The 15,934-nt window shown below is 60.7% G+C and carries 24 protein-coding genes; 8 read left to right on the top strand and 16 right to left on the bottom strand.

What is annotated here, in order from left to right; genetic code table 11:
- Positions 1–2 precede the first annotated feature (2 nt).
- The gene (gene trpA / locus DXY04_RS01505; protein ID WP_115160727.1) at positions 3–818 is read left to right on the top strand and encodes a tryptophan synthase subunit alpha; all 816 of its coding nucleotides are present in this window, start codon (positions 3–5) and stop codon (positions 816–818) included.
- A 71-nt stretch (positions 819–889) separates the two neighbouring features.
- On the opposite strand, the gene DXY04_RS01500 is transcribed toward trpA, so the two are convergent.
- A complete protein-coding gene (locus tag DXY04_RS01500; protein ID WP_115160690.1) occupies positions 890–1,261 on the bottom strand; it encodes an AbrB family transcriptional regulator in 372 nt (123 codons plus the stop codon).
- 98 nt (positions 1,262–1,359) lie between these two features.
- On the opposite strand from DXY04_RS01500, the gene DXY04_RS01495 reads away from it, so the two are divergent.
- A complete protein-coding gene (locus DXY04_RS01495; RefSeq protein WP_115160689.1) occupies positions 1,360–1,629 on the top strand; it encodes a YciI family protein in 270 nt (89 codons plus the stop codon).
- Here the strand turns inward: DXY04_RS01495 and DXY04_RS01490 are convergent.
- Positions 1,605–1,961: a c-type cytochrome gene (locus tag DXY04_RS01490; protein ID WP_115160688.1), complete on the bottom strand. Its 357-nt coding sequence runs from the start codon at positions 1,959–1,961 to the stop codon at positions 1,605–1,607. The genes DXY04_RS01495 and DXY04_RS01490 overlap by 25 nt on opposite strands.
- Before the next feature lie 19 nt (positions 1,962–1,980).
- Positions 1,981–2,214, bottom strand: coding sequence for a DUF3136 domain-containing protein (locus tag DXY04_RS01485; protein WP_114988622.1), 234 nt, complete (start codon positions 2,212–2,214; stop codon positions 1,981–1,983).
- Positions 2,215–2,304: 90 nt separating this feature from the next.
- Here DXY04_RS01485 and DXY04_RS01480 point away from each other — a divergent pair, with 90 nt between their 5' ends.
- Positions 2,305–2,826 (top strand): Nif11 domain/cupin domain-containing protein, encoded by a 522-nt coding sequence (locus tag DXY04_RS01480; protein ID WP_115160687.1) that lies wholly within the window; start codon positions 2,305–2,307, stop codon positions 2,824–2,826.
- Positions 2,827–3,309: 483 nt separating this feature from the next.
- Here DXY04_RS01480 and DXY04_RS01470 read toward each other — a convergent pair whose 3' ends face one another.
- From DXY04_RS01470 to DXY04_RS01455, 4 genes are all read right to left on the bottom strand, one after another.
- Positions 3,310–3,804, bottom strand: coding sequence for a phosphate-starvation-inducible PsiE family protein (locus tag DXY04_RS01470; RefSeq protein ID WP_115160685.1), 495 nt, complete (start codon positions 3,802–3,804; stop codon positions 3,310–3,312).
- 287 nt (positions 3,805–4,091) lie between these two features.
- On the bottom strand, positions 4,092–4,412 hold the full coding sequence (locus tag DXY04_RS01465; protein WP_114988339.1) for a hypothetical protein: 321 nt from the start codon (positions 4,410–4,412) through the stop codon (positions 4,092–4,094).
- A gap of 11 nt (positions 4,413–4,423) precedes the next feature.
- Positions 4,424–4,789, bottom strand: coding sequence for a YkvA family protein (locus DXY04_RS01460; RefSeq protein WP_115160684.1), 366 nt, complete (start codon positions 4,787–4,789; stop codon positions 4,424–4,426).
- Between the two features lie 68 nt (positions 4,790–4,857).
- Complete coding sequence (locus DXY04_RS01455) at positions 4,858–5,784, bottom strand: sigma-70 family RNA polymerase sigma factor (protein WP_115160726.1); 927 nt, start codon at positions 5,782–5,784, stop codon at positions 4,858–4,860.
- 180 nt (positions 5,785–5,964) lie between these two features.
- Here DXY04_RS01455 and DXY04_RS01450 point away from each other — a divergent pair, with 180 nt between their 5' ends.
- From DXY04_RS01450 to DXY04_RS01440, 3 genes are read left to right on the top strand one after another with little or no spacing between them, the layout of a single operon-like run.
- Positions 5,965–6,456, top strand: coding sequence for a DUF2214 family protein (locus tag DXY04_RS01450; protein ID WP_011363983.1), 492 nt, complete (start codon positions 5,965–5,967; stop codon positions 6,454–6,456).
- Positions 6,456–7,121, top strand: a complete 666-nt coding sequence (locus tag DXY04_RS01445) for a peptidase (RefSeq protein WP_115160683.1) — start codon at positions 6,456–6,458, stop codon at positions 7,119–7,121. Before DXY04_RS01450 ends, DXY04_RS01445 begins: the two co-directional genes overlap by 1 nt.
- A 46-nt stretch (positions 7,122–7,167) precedes the next feature.
- A complete protein-coding gene (locus DXY04_RS01440) occupies positions 7,168–7,824 on the top strand; it encodes a L,D-transpeptidase (protein ID WP_115160682.1) in 657 nt (218 codons plus the stop codon).
- On the opposite strand, the gene hisIE is transcribed toward DXY04_RS01440, so the two are convergent.
- Positions 7,821–8,489: a bifunctional phosphoribosyl-AMP cyclohydrolase/phosphoribosyl-ATP diphosphatase HisIE gene (hisIE, locus tag DXY04_RS01435; protein WP_115160681.1), complete on the bottom strand. Its 669-nt coding sequence runs from the start codon at positions 8,487–8,489 to the stop codon at positions 7,821–7,823. The two genes, DXY04_RS01440 and hisIE, sit on opposite strands and share 4 nt — an antisense overlap.
- Before the next feature lie 67 nt (positions 8,490–8,556).
- Here hisIE and DXY04_RS01430 point away from each other — a divergent pair, with 67 nt between their 5' ends.
- On the top strand, positions 8,557–9,033 hold the full coding sequence (locus DXY04_RS01430; protein WP_115160680.1) for a 6-carboxytetrahydropterin synthase: 477 nt from the start codon (positions 8,557–8,559) through the stop codon (positions 9,031–9,033).
- Here DXY04_RS01430 and clpB read toward each other — a convergent pair.
- The gene (gene clpB, locus DXY04_RS01425; protein WP_115160679.1) at positions 9,019–11,607 is read right to left on the bottom strand and encodes an ATP-dependent chaperone ClpB; all 2,589 of its coding nucleotides are present in this window, start codon (positions 11,605–11,607) and stop codon (positions 9,019–9,021) included. The two genes, DXY04_RS01430 and clpB, sit on opposite strands and share 15 nt — an antisense overlap.
- A gap of 143 nt (positions 11,608–11,750) precedes the next feature.
- Here clpB and DXY04_RS01420 point away from each other — a divergent pair, with 143 nt between their 5' ends.
- The gene (locus DXY04_RS01420) at positions 11,751–11,960 is read left to right on the top strand and encodes a hypothetical protein (RefSeq protein ID WP_115008839.1); all 210 of its coding nucleotides are present in this window, start codon (positions 11,751–11,753) and stop codon (positions 11,958–11,960) included.
- Here the strand turns inward: DXY04_RS01420 and DXY04_RS01415 are convergent, their stop codons facing one another.
- The 7 genes from DXY04_RS01415 to hemE form a co-directional block, all read right to left on the bottom strand.
- On the bottom strand, positions 11,961–12,239 hold the full coding sequence (locus DXY04_RS01415) for a hypothetical protein (RefSeq protein WP_244278540.1): 279 nt from the start codon (positions 12,237–12,239) through the stop codon (positions 11,961–11,963).
- A 20-nt stretch (positions 12,240–12,259) separates the two neighbouring features.
- Entirely contained in the window at positions 12,260–12,655 is a 396-nt protein-coding gene (locus tag DXY04_RS01410; protein WP_115160677.1) for a hypothetical protein, read from the bottom strand.
- Positions 12,655–12,942 (bottom strand): Nif11-like leader peptide family natural product precursor, encoded by a 288-nt coding sequence (locus tag DXY04_RS01405; RefSeq protein ID WP_170951304.1) that lies wholly within the window; start codon positions 12,940–12,942, stop codon positions 12,655–12,657. The genes DXY04_RS01410 and DXY04_RS01405 overlap by 1 nt, the downstream gene beginning before the upstream one ends.
- Positions 12,939–13,316, bottom strand: coding sequence for a c-type cytochrome (locus DXY04_RS01400; RefSeq protein WP_115160675.1), 378 nt, complete (start codon positions 13,314–13,316; stop codon positions 12,939–12,941). Before DXY04_RS01400 ends, DXY04_RS01405 begins: the two co-directional genes overlap by 4 nt.
- A 133-nt stretch (positions 13,317–13,449) precedes the next feature.
- The gene (gene petE, locus DXY04_RS01395) at positions 13,450–13,809 is read right to left on the bottom strand and encodes a plastocyanin (RefSeq protein ID WP_038555756.1); all 360 of its coding nucleotides are present in this window, start codon (positions 13,807–13,809) and stop codon (positions 13,450–13,452) included.
- Positions 13,810–13,816: 7 nt separating this feature from the next.
- Complete coding sequence (locus DXY04_RS01390; protein ID WP_115160674.1) at positions 13,817–14,836, bottom strand: NAD(P)-dependent oxidoreductase; 1,020 nt, start codon at positions 14,834–14,836, stop codon at positions 13,817–13,819.
- Positions 14,833–15,891 (bottom strand): uroporphyrinogen decarboxylase, encoded by a 1,059-nt coding sequence (hemE, locus tag DXY04_RS01385; protein ID WP_115160673.1) that lies wholly within the window; start codon positions 15,889–15,891, stop codon positions 14,833–14,835. Before hemE ends, DXY04_RS01390 begins: the two co-directional genes overlap by 4 nt.
- Positions 15,892–15,934: the final 43 nt, after the last annotated feature.

Here is a 15,934-nt window from a genome sequence, read left to right as displayed (position 1 = left end):
AGATGCCCAATCAGCAGTCCTCTTCCATCGCCAAGCGCTTTGAGCAGCTGAAGCAGGACGGTCGCCTCGCCTTGATGCCATTCCTGATGGCCGGCGATCCGGATCTCTCTGTCACCGCTGATGTGCTGCTCAGCCTGCAACGTGCAGGGGCTGACATGGTCGAACTGGGAATGCCTTACAGCGACCCCCTCGCTGATGGGCCGGTCATTCAGGCTGCTGCGTCCCGGGCCCTCGCCGCCGGAACCACGCCAAAGGGTGTTCTGGACATGCTGCGCTCGTTGAAAGGCCAGCTGCAGATTCCCGTGATCCTGTTCACGTATTCCAATCCACTGCTCAATGTGGGGATGGAGGCGTTTTGCCAGTCCGCAGCGGAGGCTGGTGCGGCGGGTTTGGTGGTCCCTGATCTACCCCTTGAGGAAGCGGAGCGGCTGTCGACAATCGCAGAGCGTCATGGCTTGGATTTGGTGCTCTTGGTTGCACCCACCACTCCCCAAGATCGGATGGGTCGGATTGCTACATGCAGCCGAGGTTTCACCTACTTGGTGAGTGTCACCGGTGTCACCGGTGAGCGAGCTCAGATGGAAAGCAGGGTTGAAGGTTTGGTGCAGCAACTCAAACAAACCTCACCGGTTCCTGTTGCAGTTGGTTTTGGGATCTCCGGTGCAGAGCAGGTGCGTCAGGTTCGGGGTTGGGGTGCCGATGGAGCGATTGTGGGCAGTGCACTTGTGAAACGGATGGCGGCAGCATCGCCTGGGGACATTGCTCAGGAAGCTGGTCGTTTTTGCGCTGAGTTGCGTGCCGCTGCCGATCAGCCCTAGGGGCTGCCATCCCGCTCAAGCCATCAAAAACCCCGGCATTGGCCGGGGTTGCACTGCTTTTTGATTTTGAATCACTCGTCGTCTTCGTCGGTGGCACCCACCGGTGTCAGACGAATCTGTTTGCGACCAAGTTTGATTTCAAATTCATCTCCAGGTTTCAGATCAAGCAGCGCTGTATAGGCCTTGCCGATGAGAAGATTGCCGTTGCCTTGCACAGTGGCCACATAGCTGAGTTTGCGGCCGCCTTTGCCCACGCCGCCAACTCCACCCACGCCAAGACTGACGCCTTTGGCCTCCAGCAGTGCTTCATAAAAAGCGGTGAAATTCAGACGTTCTCCACCATCTTTTTTCGTGGAGACATAGCCACAGGCACGAACAAGGTCAGACTTGCTGATGTCACCCAGGTCTTTGACTTTATTGAGAAGGTCGCCCCCAGTGAGCATCGCTTTCGAGAGATATCAACCTTCACAACATAGCCATGGTTCAAGCGGCTATGCCATCATTTTCTACTGAAAAGTTCGCAGTTATTTCATCCTTCGCTATGGCACGTTTCGTTTTGTGGGGCACTTACTGCGCGGATGCTCTTGAGAAGCGTGCTCCCTATCGGGATGAGCACCTTGCTCGTCTCCAAAGTCTGAAAGAGCAGGGAACGCTGGTCACGCTCGGACCCACCGAGGGAAGCACCCATGTTTTCGGGATCTTCGAGGCCGACGGCATCGACGTCGTCCGCAGGCTGGTTGAGGACGACATCTATTGGAAGCAGGGGATCTGGACGGCGCTCGAGGTTTATCCCTGGGTCCAGGCGTTCTGAGCCTGCATAAGCACCCATTCAGCCACGAGCTGATCTCCATCGCTCCCGAGAACATCGGCGTAACCACTCATCTGGCCTCGCCCTTCCCGGGCGATGGCTGCGATGGCGTTCACCGTTGCGATCTGCTCACGCTCGAGGGTCTTCAGCTTCAGGTTTTTCCCCCGGCGAATGATGTTGCCGCCGTTGATGTGGCATCCCGCGCAGTGCTGTTCGAACAACAGGGCGCCGGGGCTGGCGTCAGACCCGGCAGCCAGCGAAGCGCCGGCTGAACCAAGGCTCAGCAGCAGAACAAGAAACGCACCAATGCAGCAGCGCAGGAGGTGGCTCAGCACAGGGATGATGTGGCTTGGATCAGTCTGCTTGAGCAGGCGATGCCTCCTTCTGGAACCGCTGGATCAGTTCATCGGGAGAGCGGTAATCCTTCGGAAGCGAGGTGTGCAATCGGTTGAGGTAGTCCCAGCACACCGTCCGGCGAATGGCGTTGAGGTCGCGTCCATCGGCCACAAGGCGACGCAGGGCCTGGCAGTAGGTCGAGAATCCAGCCTCCAGATCTCCGATGGTGAGTGCCTTGGTTGCGGACGGCATGAAACAGAAGGTCAGGATCTTCTGACTTTTGCGTCGATCCCCTGATTGGTCTGTTGTCAGGATCACTGTTGAAGCTGTGCGGTGGTCTCCGTGGCGGAACAGGATCTGATCCGTTTCCTCAGCAAGATCTCCCAACTTCAGGCCCTTGCGGAGCGTGTGCGGAACGACTCCAGCAGCCGCGAACAGCTGGCGGCTTGTGCGGACCACAACCAGGTTGTTCAGTTGGCCCGATCCTGGGGGTTCGACATCGGTCGGCGCTGGGGTGAGCGTGACCATCGGCCGGGGGGAGAGGCCAACCTGTTGGCGACCCCATGCCCTCCACCGGGTGAGGAATCAACCCAGGTGGTGGCGTCTGCCGAAACATGGAGATTGCTGTTGATCGCCTCCAACGGCTTCAGCTCCCCCCGTGACGAATGGATGGATCAGTCCGATCACGAGTGGGTGCTTGTGCTGCGGGGGAGTGCCTGTGTTGCGCTGCAGAACCCCGATCGGATTGTGGATCTCAGTCCAGGAGATCATTTACTGCTTTCGCCCCATCAACGCCACCGGGTGGAGCGCACCGATCCCGATCCAGGAACCCTGTGGCTCGCCTTGCACTGGGATGCTGCTTAAGCCCGGCGAGGCACGCCACTTCCACGATGGGTCGTGCAGCCCCCAAAAGGCAATGAGCACGACAGCTGATTGCCGTCGGTGGCATCTCTGACGAGAGTAAGTGCATCGAGATCGGAGGAGCCCATGACGGCCGACACTCCACCTGAGCAAACCCCAGAAGCAGACTGACTTTCTGGCCCCTGCTCCAACAGTTTCCACCCATTCGTAAGCGATTCGTCTGGCGCGACAACGAAGAGCGTCAAGCCAGTCGACTCCCCTCTGCATCGTTCGTAGGTGCCCCGCAGGAGAGCCGCTTCACACCTGGACCCGATGGCCCCAGGGTGCCTTGAGCCAGACGCTTCGACCTTCCTGTCTCAGTTCCATTGCTGGAGGAGTTTTTCCAAGGCATCAGACACTGAAGTTGAGGTCGATTGACATGCGCAAACGAGCGAGTTAGGCCGTCTTTCCATCGGGAAGGGCGGCCTTCCTTTTGTTCGTGAAGCCTCAGTCCTGGAAATCAAGCTTGTTGGCTGATCCTCCGCGGCCCAGTCGTGTGCGGGAGGGAGTGGCGTTCGCACGCTTCACCAACCAGTAAGCCGCTGAAAGTGAGACGACAGCGATCCCGAGGCCCACCAGCAGCTGGGGTTTGTTTTCAGCACCGGAGGGCAGCACGATCACCTTTCGAGCCACCGCCGTTAGTGCGGTGACCAGAACCAGTTCGATCTGCACCACGTGGCGCCTTAGGTAACTGGTGATGTTTTGCAGCACCTCCAGCGCGATCAACACGGTGAGCAGATCGCCAAGGATCTTGATCAGGTCATCGCCCAACCATGTCGCCGCTGACCCAGTCAGCAATTTGGAGCCCAAGGAAACAATCAGCTGGATGATGGCGGCGCTGATCACCACGGCCGTGATCAGGGTGAGCAGTCGGGCGACCTCGCGCTCACCTGCATCAACGAAACCGAGAAAACTTCTCTTGGAACGCGTGGGTTCACTCACGGGCTTCAGTCGTTGAAGGGGTTGTAATAAGGGCGAGCCTTGGTATCGCTGGCTGGGTTGACCACCTTGGTGTCGCAGGTGACGGAGCCGTCCTCTGCCTTGATGCAATCGGCTTCAATCTTGCTGTCTTTGCCCGTGGCGCTACCCGGTCCCCGCAGCCACCCCTCGGTTTGCGCATGGGCCGAGGCGGCGGCGCCGCCGACATCATCAACAGAACGGAGGCGCTGAGGAGGTGATTTCGCGTCATCGGTGTGATGTCTGAGCCACCACTTTGCCCTTGTCGGCCGTTAATCGGTGCAGTCGTCTCGAATTTCCTGCAAAAGCAGATCAAGTTGCCCGAACGGATCGTCGTCGGCCGTTGCCACACCGGCAGGTTCGCTGGAAGGCTGGCCGTGCCATTCGGCTTCAACGCTGCAGAGCCGATCAGCCAGTCCAGCCAGTCCACGCATGTTGTGTTCGCGCTCCAGCACCTCAAGCAGGGCGGGCATTCGGGTCGACACAGCGCGCAGGTTTCGACGCAGGTCGGCCTGGGTGCGCCCTTGCTGCTTCAACCAGTCCTTCAGCAGCAGAGTGAGATCCGCTTCAAATTCAGGGGTCCAGCCAGACATTGATCAGCGATTCAGTGCGCCAGGGGAAACCAGCGGTCCAGTTTGCGGCGAGCTCGCATCCGGATGGCTGGAGTGAAGTGATTGCTCCACAGACCCACCATGGCCGTAAGTGCCACCAGATCATCACTGAAACCGGCCACCGGCAGCAGGTCTGGAATCAGGTCGGCGGGCATCAGTAGATAACTCAGGGCAGCGAGCATCGTCAGCCGCGCGGCTGAGGGGGTTCCGGGGTCAAGCATCAACTCCAGGGCTTCCAGGGCTGGGGCGGCAAGACCTCTGCCGGCCCGCTGCAACAGGCGCCGCAGCAGGTTTTCGTCGATCACCTCCCGTTCAAGCACGTCCGCTTCAAGGGTGGTTCGCGCAGCCTGGTCAGTCATGCGGAGGGAACCGGTTGGATCCACTCTCCCCAGTTCCTCCGCAAGACGCCAGCGGGGCGTGCCGATCTTCAGGGTGTGGATTCCACGAGTCCGCTTTGAATGCCCGTCTTGCGCAGTTTGCGCAGGGCCCGCTGCACCACCTGACGGCAATACTCCCGTGAACAGTTCATGTGGCGTGCCACCTCGGCAAGGGTGCGCCATTCGTTGGTGCCATCCAGCCCAAAGCGCAGGGTCACAACGGTGTGTTCTTTCGGGGTGAGATTGGCTTTGGCCAGCAAAGACCACACGGACGCGGTGCGTTCAGCGATCTCGGCCCTTTCCAGCGGCGGGAGCTCCTCGCTTGGCAGCACATCCACCAGCTCGGAAGGATCCGATTTCGATTTCACAACCCCCTGCAGGCTCACGGTGACGCTGCGCAGTTCACAGGCCAGCAGATCTTCCACCTCAGCGATGGGGATCTCCATGAACTCTGCGAGTTGCTCTCCGCTGGGGCTGAGGCCATTGCGCTGCATCAAGCGTGCCTTGGCAGCCCGCAATTTGGTGAGCTTTTCGTTCACATTCACGGGAATGCGAATCGTGCGGCTTTGGGTGGAGAGCGCTCGATTCAGCCCCTGCCGAATCCACCAGTAGGCATAGGTGGAGAAACGATGGCCGCGGGTGGGGTCGTATTTCTCGACGGCACGGGTGAGGCCAAGGGTGCCCTCTTGAATCAGATCGAGAAGATCCAGCCCCTTGCCCTGATAACGCTTGGCCAGATTGACGACAAGACGAAGGTTGGAGGTAATCATCTGATTCTTGGCCCGTTCGCCACGGCGAATCACGCCTTTTTCTTCATCGCTGTACTCACAGGCTGGGCCACTCCCGCCAGCCAGATGACAGCGTTCTGTGATGGCGACCATCGCCTGAACCTTCCTCCCCATCATGAGTTCCTGCTCTGGAGTGAGCAGTTGATGGCGACCAATTTCGCCGAGAAAAGCACTCAGAGAACTCGTCATCATGACGATACGGCTGAATTGAACCTAGAACCAAAGTGTTCTTTTCTGGCGGTCATAATAAAGACTCCCGAATTAATGCTTTGTGCGCTATTTCACTCTTTCTTCCTGTTACTGAAGTGAATCTTTCATTGTTAATTCAATTGGGTGGCTAAGGTCGCCGCACCTTCCGCCGCCACGCCCATGCCCCTGGCCGTCGCTCTCACGTCCGACATCGCCAAAAACGCCGGCGTTGCCTACGTTCACTACCTCAGCTTCATGCTCTGTTTTGGCGCTCTGGTGCTGGAGCGGAAGCTGATCAAAGCGGATCCGAATCGCCAGGAAGCCACGGCGATGGTGATCACCGACATCGTTTATGGCATCGCTGCCCTGGCTCTTCTTGTCAGTGGAATCCTGCGGGTGATCCACTTCGGCCAAGGGGCTGAGTTCTACACCCAGAACCCGCTGTTCTGGTGGAAGGTTGGTCTGTACCTCTCCGTGGGAGGCCTGTCGCTGTATCCCACGATCACCTACATCCTCTGGGCGATTCCCCTGCGCAAGGGTGAGCTGCCGAAGGTGAGCGAAGCCCTCGCCAAGCGTCTGGCCTGGATCATCAACATTGAACTGGTCGGCTTCGCCAGCATTCCGTTGATGGCGACCCTGATGGCCCGCGGTGTGGGTCTTCCCGCCGCCTGATGCAGCCCGAGCTCTGTCCTCCACAACAGCAGGTTCGAACCCTGCAGGTGGCTTTGGAACGCCAGCCTCCAGGCCAAAGGCCCGGCTATGCCTCCTCCATCGCCACCACCTCCCTGGGCCCTCCGGTGTTGAAGCACTGGTGCGTGTGGGTTCAGCCCGCCGCCGCCACGCCGGTCAACCGCTGGGACCAACGCTGGCTTGATCAGGTGTCATCGGCGCTGACAACCTGGGGTGCACTGGTTCCGCTCACGTTGGTGGACAATCCGGACCAGGCGAACGTGTTGATTCATCGGCAGCGTCCGGCCCGCCGGCAGGTGGCTGGGGTGTGGCGCGCCAGCAACGGACGCACACAGCTTCAGGTTGTGGACGTGCAGCGCCAGGGCCGCCGAAGGCTTGAACCCTTGGTGAAGGTGATGGTGTCACCAGGGCTGCGATCTGAAGCACTGCAGGCCACCGCTCTGCATGAACTGGGTCACGCCTTCGGCCTCTGGGGCCACAGTTCGGTTCCCACTGATGTTCTGGCGATCAGTCAGGGCGAGCGTCCGGTGTTGGTGCCATCGCAGCGGGATCGCCTCACGCTGGCTTGGGTCATGCAGCAGACCACCCGTTTCGGTTCAACGCTTCGGAAGCCCATCGAACCGGCCGAATCCGAATCACTTGAGTGACGTCACCATGCGGGCGCGGCATGCTGCCGGCAGTCGTGCTTGATCGATGCACCTGGTCCGTTCTCTGGCGCTGGCTGGTCTGCTGCTGAGTCTGGTGGGTTGTCGTTCCAACAACAGACTGCCCCAGCAGAACCCAGAGGTTCGAGCTCCGATTCGGATTCAGCTGGACGGCAGCAATCCAGCTGCCAGTGAAGGTGTGTTGGATCGTGCTGAGGGGCCGTTGCGTTTCACCGTTGGCCATGGTCGCCATGGCATTGCCTGTGAAGGCAGCACCTTTGAAGAGGGCATCACTCCGCTTGGAACCTTTCAGGTCAACGCCATCCTCAGCAACGATCGCTTCGAGATGGATCCCGCACTGGTGGAGCAATCCGGCAAATCAGAAGAGGAGCTGCGCGAGAGCCTCTTCACCAACATGAACTCCATCGACTTCAAAGGTGATGGGGAAACCGGGGAATACGGCGTCGGCTACATCAGCCTGGCTCCTGTGCCTGCCTCAGAGCAGCCCTTCCGTTTCAACACCTACGACGGCGTCTTCCGCTGGTACAGCTTCGCCATTCACGGCACCAATGACGAGTCCCGGATCGGCAAGGCGGTGACTGGCGGTTGCATCAACGCAGGAAAGCTCGCCATGGGGGTGTTGTTGGACACCGTGGAGCTTGGCGATGAAGTTGTGATCAGCAGCGACAGCCCCTGTCTGCCTTAGTGCCGGCGCGGGGCACCACGACGTGCGGCCAGCACTTCCTGCACCTGCCGCCAGCTCACGCCGTGATGGGCCAGGGCCACCTGCATGTGGAAGATGATGTCCGCCGCTTCGCCGGAGATCTCGGCGGCATTGTCGTCTTTGCAGGCCATCACGAATTCAGCACTCTCCTCGCCGATTTTCTTGAGGATGCTGTTGTCTCCCCCCGCCAGCAGCTTGTTGGTGTAGCTGCCCTCTTCCGGTTTCTCGCGTCGCCCTTCGATCACCCGGAACAGTTCGGTGCAAGCATCCGTTGGTGGCGCTAGGGCCTCGGCGCCACCTGTGGTTCGCGCGTCACTGTTTTCGTAGAAACAGCTGCGGGAGCCCGTGTGGCAGGCCACATCCCCAGCCTGCTCCACGGTCACCAGCAGCACGTCGGCATCGCAGTCGTAGCGGATCTCCCGCATCGTCTGAACGTGACCGCTGGTGGCCCCCTTGTGCCAAAGCTCCTGGCGTGAGCGGCTCCAGTAATGCACTTCACCGCTGCGCAGGGTGGCTTCGATGGCGTCCCGGTTCATCCAGGCCACCATCAGCACCGCCCCGTCCAGCCAGTCCTGGGCCACAGCTGGAATCAGCCCCGCTTCGTTAAAACGGAGTTGGTCAATGAAGGCGGGGCTGAGGGGCTGCATCAGGCCTCGGACATTCGGGCAACGCCTGAATCTTCCCGCAGCGTGCTCCATTCCGCGTTTTCACCCCTTGCTCGTTTCTCCGACCCCCTACAGCTGCAGCAAAGCTTTCAGCGGCTATCCCTGCTGTCACCGGCAGTGGCGCCACCAGGGCCATTGCCGCTTCGTGCATGGCTACAGCCGCAGTTTCAACCTCTGGTTCGCCGCAACGGAGCTGGATGCCTGCGGGTTTGTTGTTGATTTTTCCAGCCTTCGCCCCTTCGAAGAACGCCTGAGGCAGCAGTTTGACCACACCTTTCTGGTCAATGCCGACGATCCACTGCTGGCGGAATGGCAGCGGTTGCATGACCTCCAGGCCCTTGATCTCCGCGTGATGGAGAACGTGGGCATGGAGGCAACGGCGGCCTTGATCTGGACCTGGGCCAATGAGCTGCTGCGGGAGCGAGACGGCGGTCGCACCTGTTGCTTTGGCGTGGAGGCGCGGGAGAACAGCCGCAATGCCGCCACCTACAGCGCAGTTCCCGCCTGGTTTTCAGCGCAGGGCTAACGCGTCCGCTTCCAGCTCCACGCTGATCGCCTGCCCCTCGCTGTAACGACCCGCCAGGATCGCTTTGGCAATGGGTGTCTCCAGTTCCCGCTGCACAGCGCGTTTCAGCGGTCGTGCCCCGTAGACGGGGTCATATCCGGCATTGGCGAGCCAGTCGGCGGCCCCATCGCTCAGGCTGAGCTCCAGCTTGCGCTCAGCCAGCCGCTGGCGCAGACGTTCCACCTGAAGGGTGACGATCTGGCGCAGTTCCTCCCGCCTGAGGCTGTGGAAGATGATCTGATCATCGAGGCGATTGAGGAATTCCGGCCGGAAATGGGCCCGCAGAGCCTCATTCACCCGGCTTTCCATCGCTTCATGTTGCTCGGGATCGCCGGCCAGCTCCAGGATCGACTGGCTGCCGATGTTGCTGGTGAGAATCAGCACGGTGTTGGTGAAGTCCACGGTGCGGCCCTGCCCGTCGGTGACACGGCCATCATCGAGGATCTGCAGCATCACGTTGAACACATCCGGGTGGGCTTTCTCCACCTCGTCGAACAGGATCACGGCGTAAGGCCGACGACGCACCGCTTCGGTTAGCTGGCCACCTGCCTCATAGCCCACGTAGCCGGGAGGTGCCCCGATCAAACGGCTCACGGTGTGCTTCTCCATGTACTCCGACATGTCGATGCGAACCATGGCGTCATCGCTGTCGAACAGCCGGTTGGCGAGGGCTTTGGAGAGTTCCGTCTTGCCCACACCCGTGGGGCCGAGGAACAGGAAGCTGGCGATGGGGCGGTTCGGATCGCTCAGCCCCGCCCTGGACCGTTGAATCGCATCGGCGACGGCGGTGACGGCTTGGTGCTGGCCGATCACCCGCTGATGCAGATCATCTTCGAGTTGCAGCAGCTTCTCCATTTCGCTCTGCACCAGCCGCGCCACAGGGATTCCGGTCCACTTGGCGATCACCTCGGCGATGTCGTCTTCACTCACCTCCTCCCGCAGCAAGCCTTTCTCGTCAGGCTCCTCTGAGGCGATCTGGGCTTCCTGTTCGAGCAACTGCTTCTGCAGCGAGGCCAGGGTGCCGTATTCCAGTTCCGCTGCTTTGTTCAGGTCGTAGCTGCGTTTGGCCTGTTCCACCTGCAGCTGCACCCGTTCGATCTCCTCCTTGAGCGACGACAGCTCATCGATCGCGCCTTTCTCCTGCTGCCACTGGGCATTCAGGGAACTTTGCTGTTCGCCCAGTTCCGCCAGTTCTCGTTCAATCCGTTGCAAGCGTTCCTGGCTGGCGCTGTCGGATTCACGGCCGAGGGAGAGCTTCTCCATCTCCAGCTGCAGGATCTTGCGATCGATTTCATCGATCTCCTCCGGTTTGGAGGTGATCTCCATCTTGAGGCGGGCGGCCGACTCATCCACCAGATCGATGGCCTTGTCGGGCAGGAAGCGGTCGGCGATGTAGCGGCTGCTCAACACAGCAGCAGCCACCAGGGCACTGTCGGCGATACGGACGCCATGGTGCACCTCATAGCGCTCCTTCAGACCACGCAGGATGGAGATGGTGTCTTCCACGCTGGGTTGATCCACCAGCACCTGCTGGAAGCGACGCTCCAAGGCGGGGTCCTTTTCGATGTGCTGGCGGTGCTCGTCGAGGGTGGTGGCGCCAATGCAGCGCAGTTCCCCCCGGGCCAGCATCGGTTTGAGCAGATTGCTGGCATCCATGGCTCCACCGGTGGCGCCAGCGCCCACCACCGTGTGGATTTCATCGATGAACAGCACGATCTGGCCTTCTGAAGCGGTGACCTCCTTGAGCACAGCTTTGAGCCGTTCCTCGAACTCACCGCGGTATTTCGCACCGGCGATCAGGGCTCCCATGTCGAGGGCGATGAGCTGACGGTTCTGCAAGGCCTGGGGCACATCGCCATTCACGATGCGCTGCGCCAATCCCTCAACAATGGCGGTCTTGCCGACCCCGGGTTCGCCGATCAGCACGGGGTTGTTTTTGGTCCGCCGGCTGAGGATCTGGATGGTGCGCCGGATCTCCTCGTCGCGGCCGATCACCGGGTCCAGCTTTCCGTCACGGGCGGCGGCCGTCAGGTCCCGTCCGTACTTCTCAAGCGATTCATAGGTCCCTTCCGGGTTTTGATCGGTCACCGTCTGGTTGCCTCGCACGGCTGTAATGGCTTCTTTGAGTTTGCTGGTGTCAACGCCCGCTTGGCTGAGCAGTTGCCTGCCGCAGCGTTCATCGTCGGCCAGGGCCAGCAACAGATGTTCGATGGCGATGTAGCTGTCACTGAATCCATCGCGGGCTGTTTCGGCGCGATCCAGGCAGCTGTTGAGGGAGCGCCCAAGAAACACCGATTCCGGTGGAGAGCCAAGACTGGGCTGCTGCCTGAGATGGCTGTCGACGGCCGTCTGGAACGTGCCAACGTCGACCCCTGCTTTGCTGAGAATGCGTCCAGCCAGACCGTTCTGCTGCAACAGCGCAAGCAGCAGATGCTCCGTTTCAAGTTGCTGATGCCTGGCGCTCTGCGCCAGTTGCTGGGCGGCGACGATGGCGGCCCAGGCTTGTTCGGTGAACTGTTCCGCCGTGGGTTGCATCTCGGATGCGTTTCAACTGGGTTCACCGTATGGGGCTTGTTCCGTTTTCAGTGGGGGCAAACCGAAGCCTTTGGATCGGTCCCCACGCCAGGTAGCGGCAAACCGGGGTGTCTTTTTAGAGTTTGCCGAACCCTTGGATGCCAATGCCCGATCAGCCGCTGGTGGACTCCCTCGTGCAGCAGGGCCTGGCGCTCGCAGCAACGGCTGGCGGTGAGCTGGAACGCAGCTGTTGGATGGTGGTGCATGAGCACCACCACGGTGTGAAACCCACGGAGTACGACATCCGGGAAATCGACGAGGATCTCTATCTGGCTGTGTTGCAGGCGGCCAAGCAGGCCCAGTCCGCCGCTTGATCAGCCGTTGAGCAGCTCCCGTAGGAGCGCGCGGTGAGCGTTTTCGGCTTCGATGCTCTCCCGCATCTCTTTGGGCAGGCGGGCCTCAAGGATGTCCTGTTTTTTCATCTCCGTGGCATAGCGGCTGCTGAACGCGCTGAAGCGATCGAGATACGACCTTGCGGCCTCTGGGGTGAAGGCAATCACCTCCAGGGCGTGTTTGAAGTGGAGGTAAGACACGGTCCACTCCACCAGCTCGTCAAAACTCTGCAGGCCAAGCGGGTTCTCAGGAAGTGTCATCGCTGCATCGCCCATGGGCTTCAACCAAAACCCTTGGCCTTGGCCTGGGCCGTCAGGTCTTTCAACCGGCCGTTGAGCAGAACATCGCGTTCACGGTCTGCCCCCACATGGGGTGCGATCTCCACCCCAGCGCTCCGCATGGCCTGCAGCGCTGCCGCTTCCTCGGCTGAGCCCGTGTCACTGCCGAGGTAGCGCTCCACGGCCGCAGCCCCTGGGGCATCCGCAGCGAAATATACCGTTCCCGGACCTCGCCGCTCGATGGTTTGCTGCCGCTGTCGGCGGCGCTGCTGCACGCTCGCCCAGAGCCTGCCTTGATTGGCGGTCATGAAGGCGTTCAGATCCGCGGCGTCGGTGTCTTCCGCCAGGGCCATGCTGGTGCCGTCGATGAAATCACTGAGCAGGGTGACAACGGCCATTAGGTCTTTGGTGGTTGTGGGGCTGTTGATTGGGAGGGTGGTGATTGCGAGGGATTTGATTGGGAGGAATTGGATTGAAACGAGCGCTGGATCCGGCTGGTTTCGAACCAACAGGTGATGGCTGATTCGCGGGCGTCGTCGCAGAGATCCCGCTGGATCACATTGAAGCCGTGGCGGCGTGCCAGGGCCAACAGTTGATCGTCATCACGGCATTGGGCCGCATCACGCCGCAAGCCCTGGTGGTGCTCCACAGCCCGCAAAAAATCGCGAAGAGCTTCACGACTCATCGCCTGGACCAGCCCAATTCGGCCCGTTGTTCCACGTAGGTGGCCACCGCCATGATCTCCTCTTCACTCAGTTTGTCGGCATAGCTGGGCATGGCATTCAGCCCATCCTCGATCTCATGCTCCAGGGCCTCCAGCGGGGAGCTGGAGTAGGCCTCCACATGGTCGTTCAAGTCGCTGATCTTCAGCGTTCGGTTGGCGCGGATCACATTGCCGCCACCCATGTGACAGGCCGCACAGTTGCTGTTGAAAATCTGCTCACCTCGCTCCAAGGCGGAGCTTTCGATCGTGTCGATCGCTATCGCCGGAGCAGACAGCAGACCTGTTGCGCCAACGATCAACAGCAACGTCAGGATCAGGCCTGATAAGCGTGCCATCGCAACCCCCCTCAATGCCCCAAGCTATCCATCGTTGCCGGCAAAAAAAAGAACCCCGGGCTGTGGTTGATACACAGCCCGAGGCTTTCAGTTCAGGTTGAGATGTTCGGAGATTTCCTCAGAAATCCAGGAATCACTCAACGATAACCTTGCCGACCATGCCAGCACCGCGGTGGGGCTCGCAGTAGAAGTCGTAGGTGCCAGCGGTGGCGAAGGTTTCCTCCCAGGATTCGCCGGGGTTGAAGGCGAGGTCAGAGTGGCTGTACTCGTCGTGGCCTTCGAAAACAGCGTTGTGAGGAGCCAGTTTGTTGTTGACGAACTTGACGGTGTCGCCGGCCTTGATGTTCACGGTGGCGGGCTCGAAGGCGAGCATGCCGCCGTCGGTGCCGAGCTTCACTTCAACAGTGGCGGCTTGAGCGCTGCCGACGTTGAGGCCGATCAGCATCAGGAAGGCGCAGCAGGCGGCTGCAATGGTGCGGATGACGGAGCGCATGAAAGTGCTAGGTCGATGCATTGACCTTACGCGCGGGTCTGGGGGTTCCGCGGTTGGGTAGGCCGGAATCGCTAAGAACTGTTGCCAAGTCAGGGGCATGGCTGCTGCCACCGAAACGTTCCGGCTGCGTCACCGGGTCATGAATGAAGTGGCGCTGGCGAATGCTGAACCGGTCCCAGGCATTCACTTCGATCGGCAGAACGCGGATCAGGGTCTCTATCAGCCATGGCCAGAGCGGAATGCCGGGCGTTCGGGCCACACCGCGCCAGCGGCAGAGGGTTTTCACGGTGTCGTTCACCGAGATGGCCGCTTGTCCCATCACCAACCGACGCAGGGCGCCTTGCCCTGGTTCTCGGTTCGGTTCATGGGGGCGTGTGGCCAACAGGCCACAGATGCGGGCGATGTCTTCCGCATGGATGAAGTGGAAGCTCGCATCCACCCGAAGCCAACGGGCCAGCCAGAGCCAACGGCTGACTTCAGCCAAACCTTCGGTGAGGTAGCTGGTGGGGAAGGGACTGGTGCCGTCGACCCGTCCACCGAACACCAAGGTGGGAAACACCGCCACGATTTTGCTGGCCAGGGGGTGCTGCTCCAAATCCCTGAGGCAGCGAGCCTTGGTTTGGATGTATTCCGTGCCGTAGGCCAGAGCTTCCGGCAGGGGACGCAGGTGCCGGTCGAGCACGCTGGCCGTGGAGAAGTAAATGATCTGCTCCAGCTTGCTGGGATCAAGAAGCGTCAGCATCCGTTTCACCGCCACCACATTCACCTGTTCGGCCCGCTCGGGGTCACCCCAGGCCGTGGCGGTGTGAATTACCCGGTTCACCGAGGCCAGTTCTTTGGCAAAACGGTCGGTGTCCCGCAGGTCCCCCACCAAGAGGCGGATGCGGGGATGGTCTGTTGGAACAGCGGTGAGTTTGGCCGGGTCCCTCAGCCAGAGCAGCAGCTCGGCATCTGAGTGGTCCAGAAGCCAGCGGGAGATGTACTGACCGACGCATCCGCTGGCGCCGGTCACCAGGATGCGGGTCAAACGACAGCCCCGAGACGGTCCATCACGCTCTTGCCGGCCTGGAAGAAGGCCTCACCGTTTTCTTCCGGTGTACCCGGCAGGATTCCATGGCCGAGGTTGAGGATGTGCTTGCGGCCGCGGGCCTTGCGCACGCAGTCATCGATGCGGGCCTCAATTGCCTCCGGGGTGCCGAACAGCAGGCCGGGATCCACGTTGCCCTGAACACCAACGTGCTCCGGCAGGCGTGCCAGGGCTTCGGCCATGTCCACCGTCCAGTCGAGCGAAACGATGTCAACTCCGGTGTTGGCCATCCGCTCGATCACGCCGGCGCTGCCAGAGATGTAGAGGATGAAGGGGGTGTCGGGGTGCGTCTGCTTGACCAGATCCACCACCTTCTTCTGATAAGGCGCAGCGAAGGTGTCGTAGTCCGCTGGGCTCAACTGGCCCGCCCAGGAATCAAACATCTGCACCACCTGGGCGCCGGAATCAATCTGATAGCGCAGGTAATTGGCGATCGACTCAGCGAAGTGGTCGAGCAGCTTGTGCAGGATCTCGGGCTCGCGGAAGGCCATGGCCTTGATCACCGCGTAGTTCTTGCTGCTCTTGCCCTCCACCACGTAGGCGGCCAGGGTCCAGGGGGCACCAACGAAGCCGAGAACAGCTGCTTCGTTGCCGACGCTTTGGCGCAGACGACCCAGCACTTCACCCACAAAGGGCATCGACTCGGCGGGGTTGAGGGGGCGCAGGGCATCCACCTGGGCCATGCTCCGGATTGGATCGCCGATCTGGGGGCCTTTGCTCTCGATGATGTCGAAATCGATTCCCATCCCCGGCAGGGGCGTGAGGATGTCGGAGAACAGGATCACGCCATCGGGCTTGAAGGCGTGAAACGGCTGCATCGAGATCTCATAGGAGAGATCAGGGTTTTCGGAACGCTCACGGAAGCTGGGGTACTTGTCCCGCAGGTCCCGGTAGATCTTCATGTAGCGACCGGCTTGGCGCATCATCCACACCGGAGGACGCTCCACCGATTCACCGCGCGCAGCACGCAGGAGCAGGGGTAAAGAGTCGCTCATCAAGCCCGGTCAGGTCAGTCGGAAACCTACCCGAATCGAGGCC

The organism is Synechococcus sp. UW86, assembly GCF_900474085.1.
In the GTDB taxonomy this organism is placed as follows: domain Bacteria; phylum Cyanobacteriota; class Cyanobacteriia; order PCC-6307; family Cyanobiaceae; genus Parasynechococcus.
Note: the sequence above shows the minus strand (reverse complement) of the source record. Positions and strands in the feature narration are given on the sequence as shown.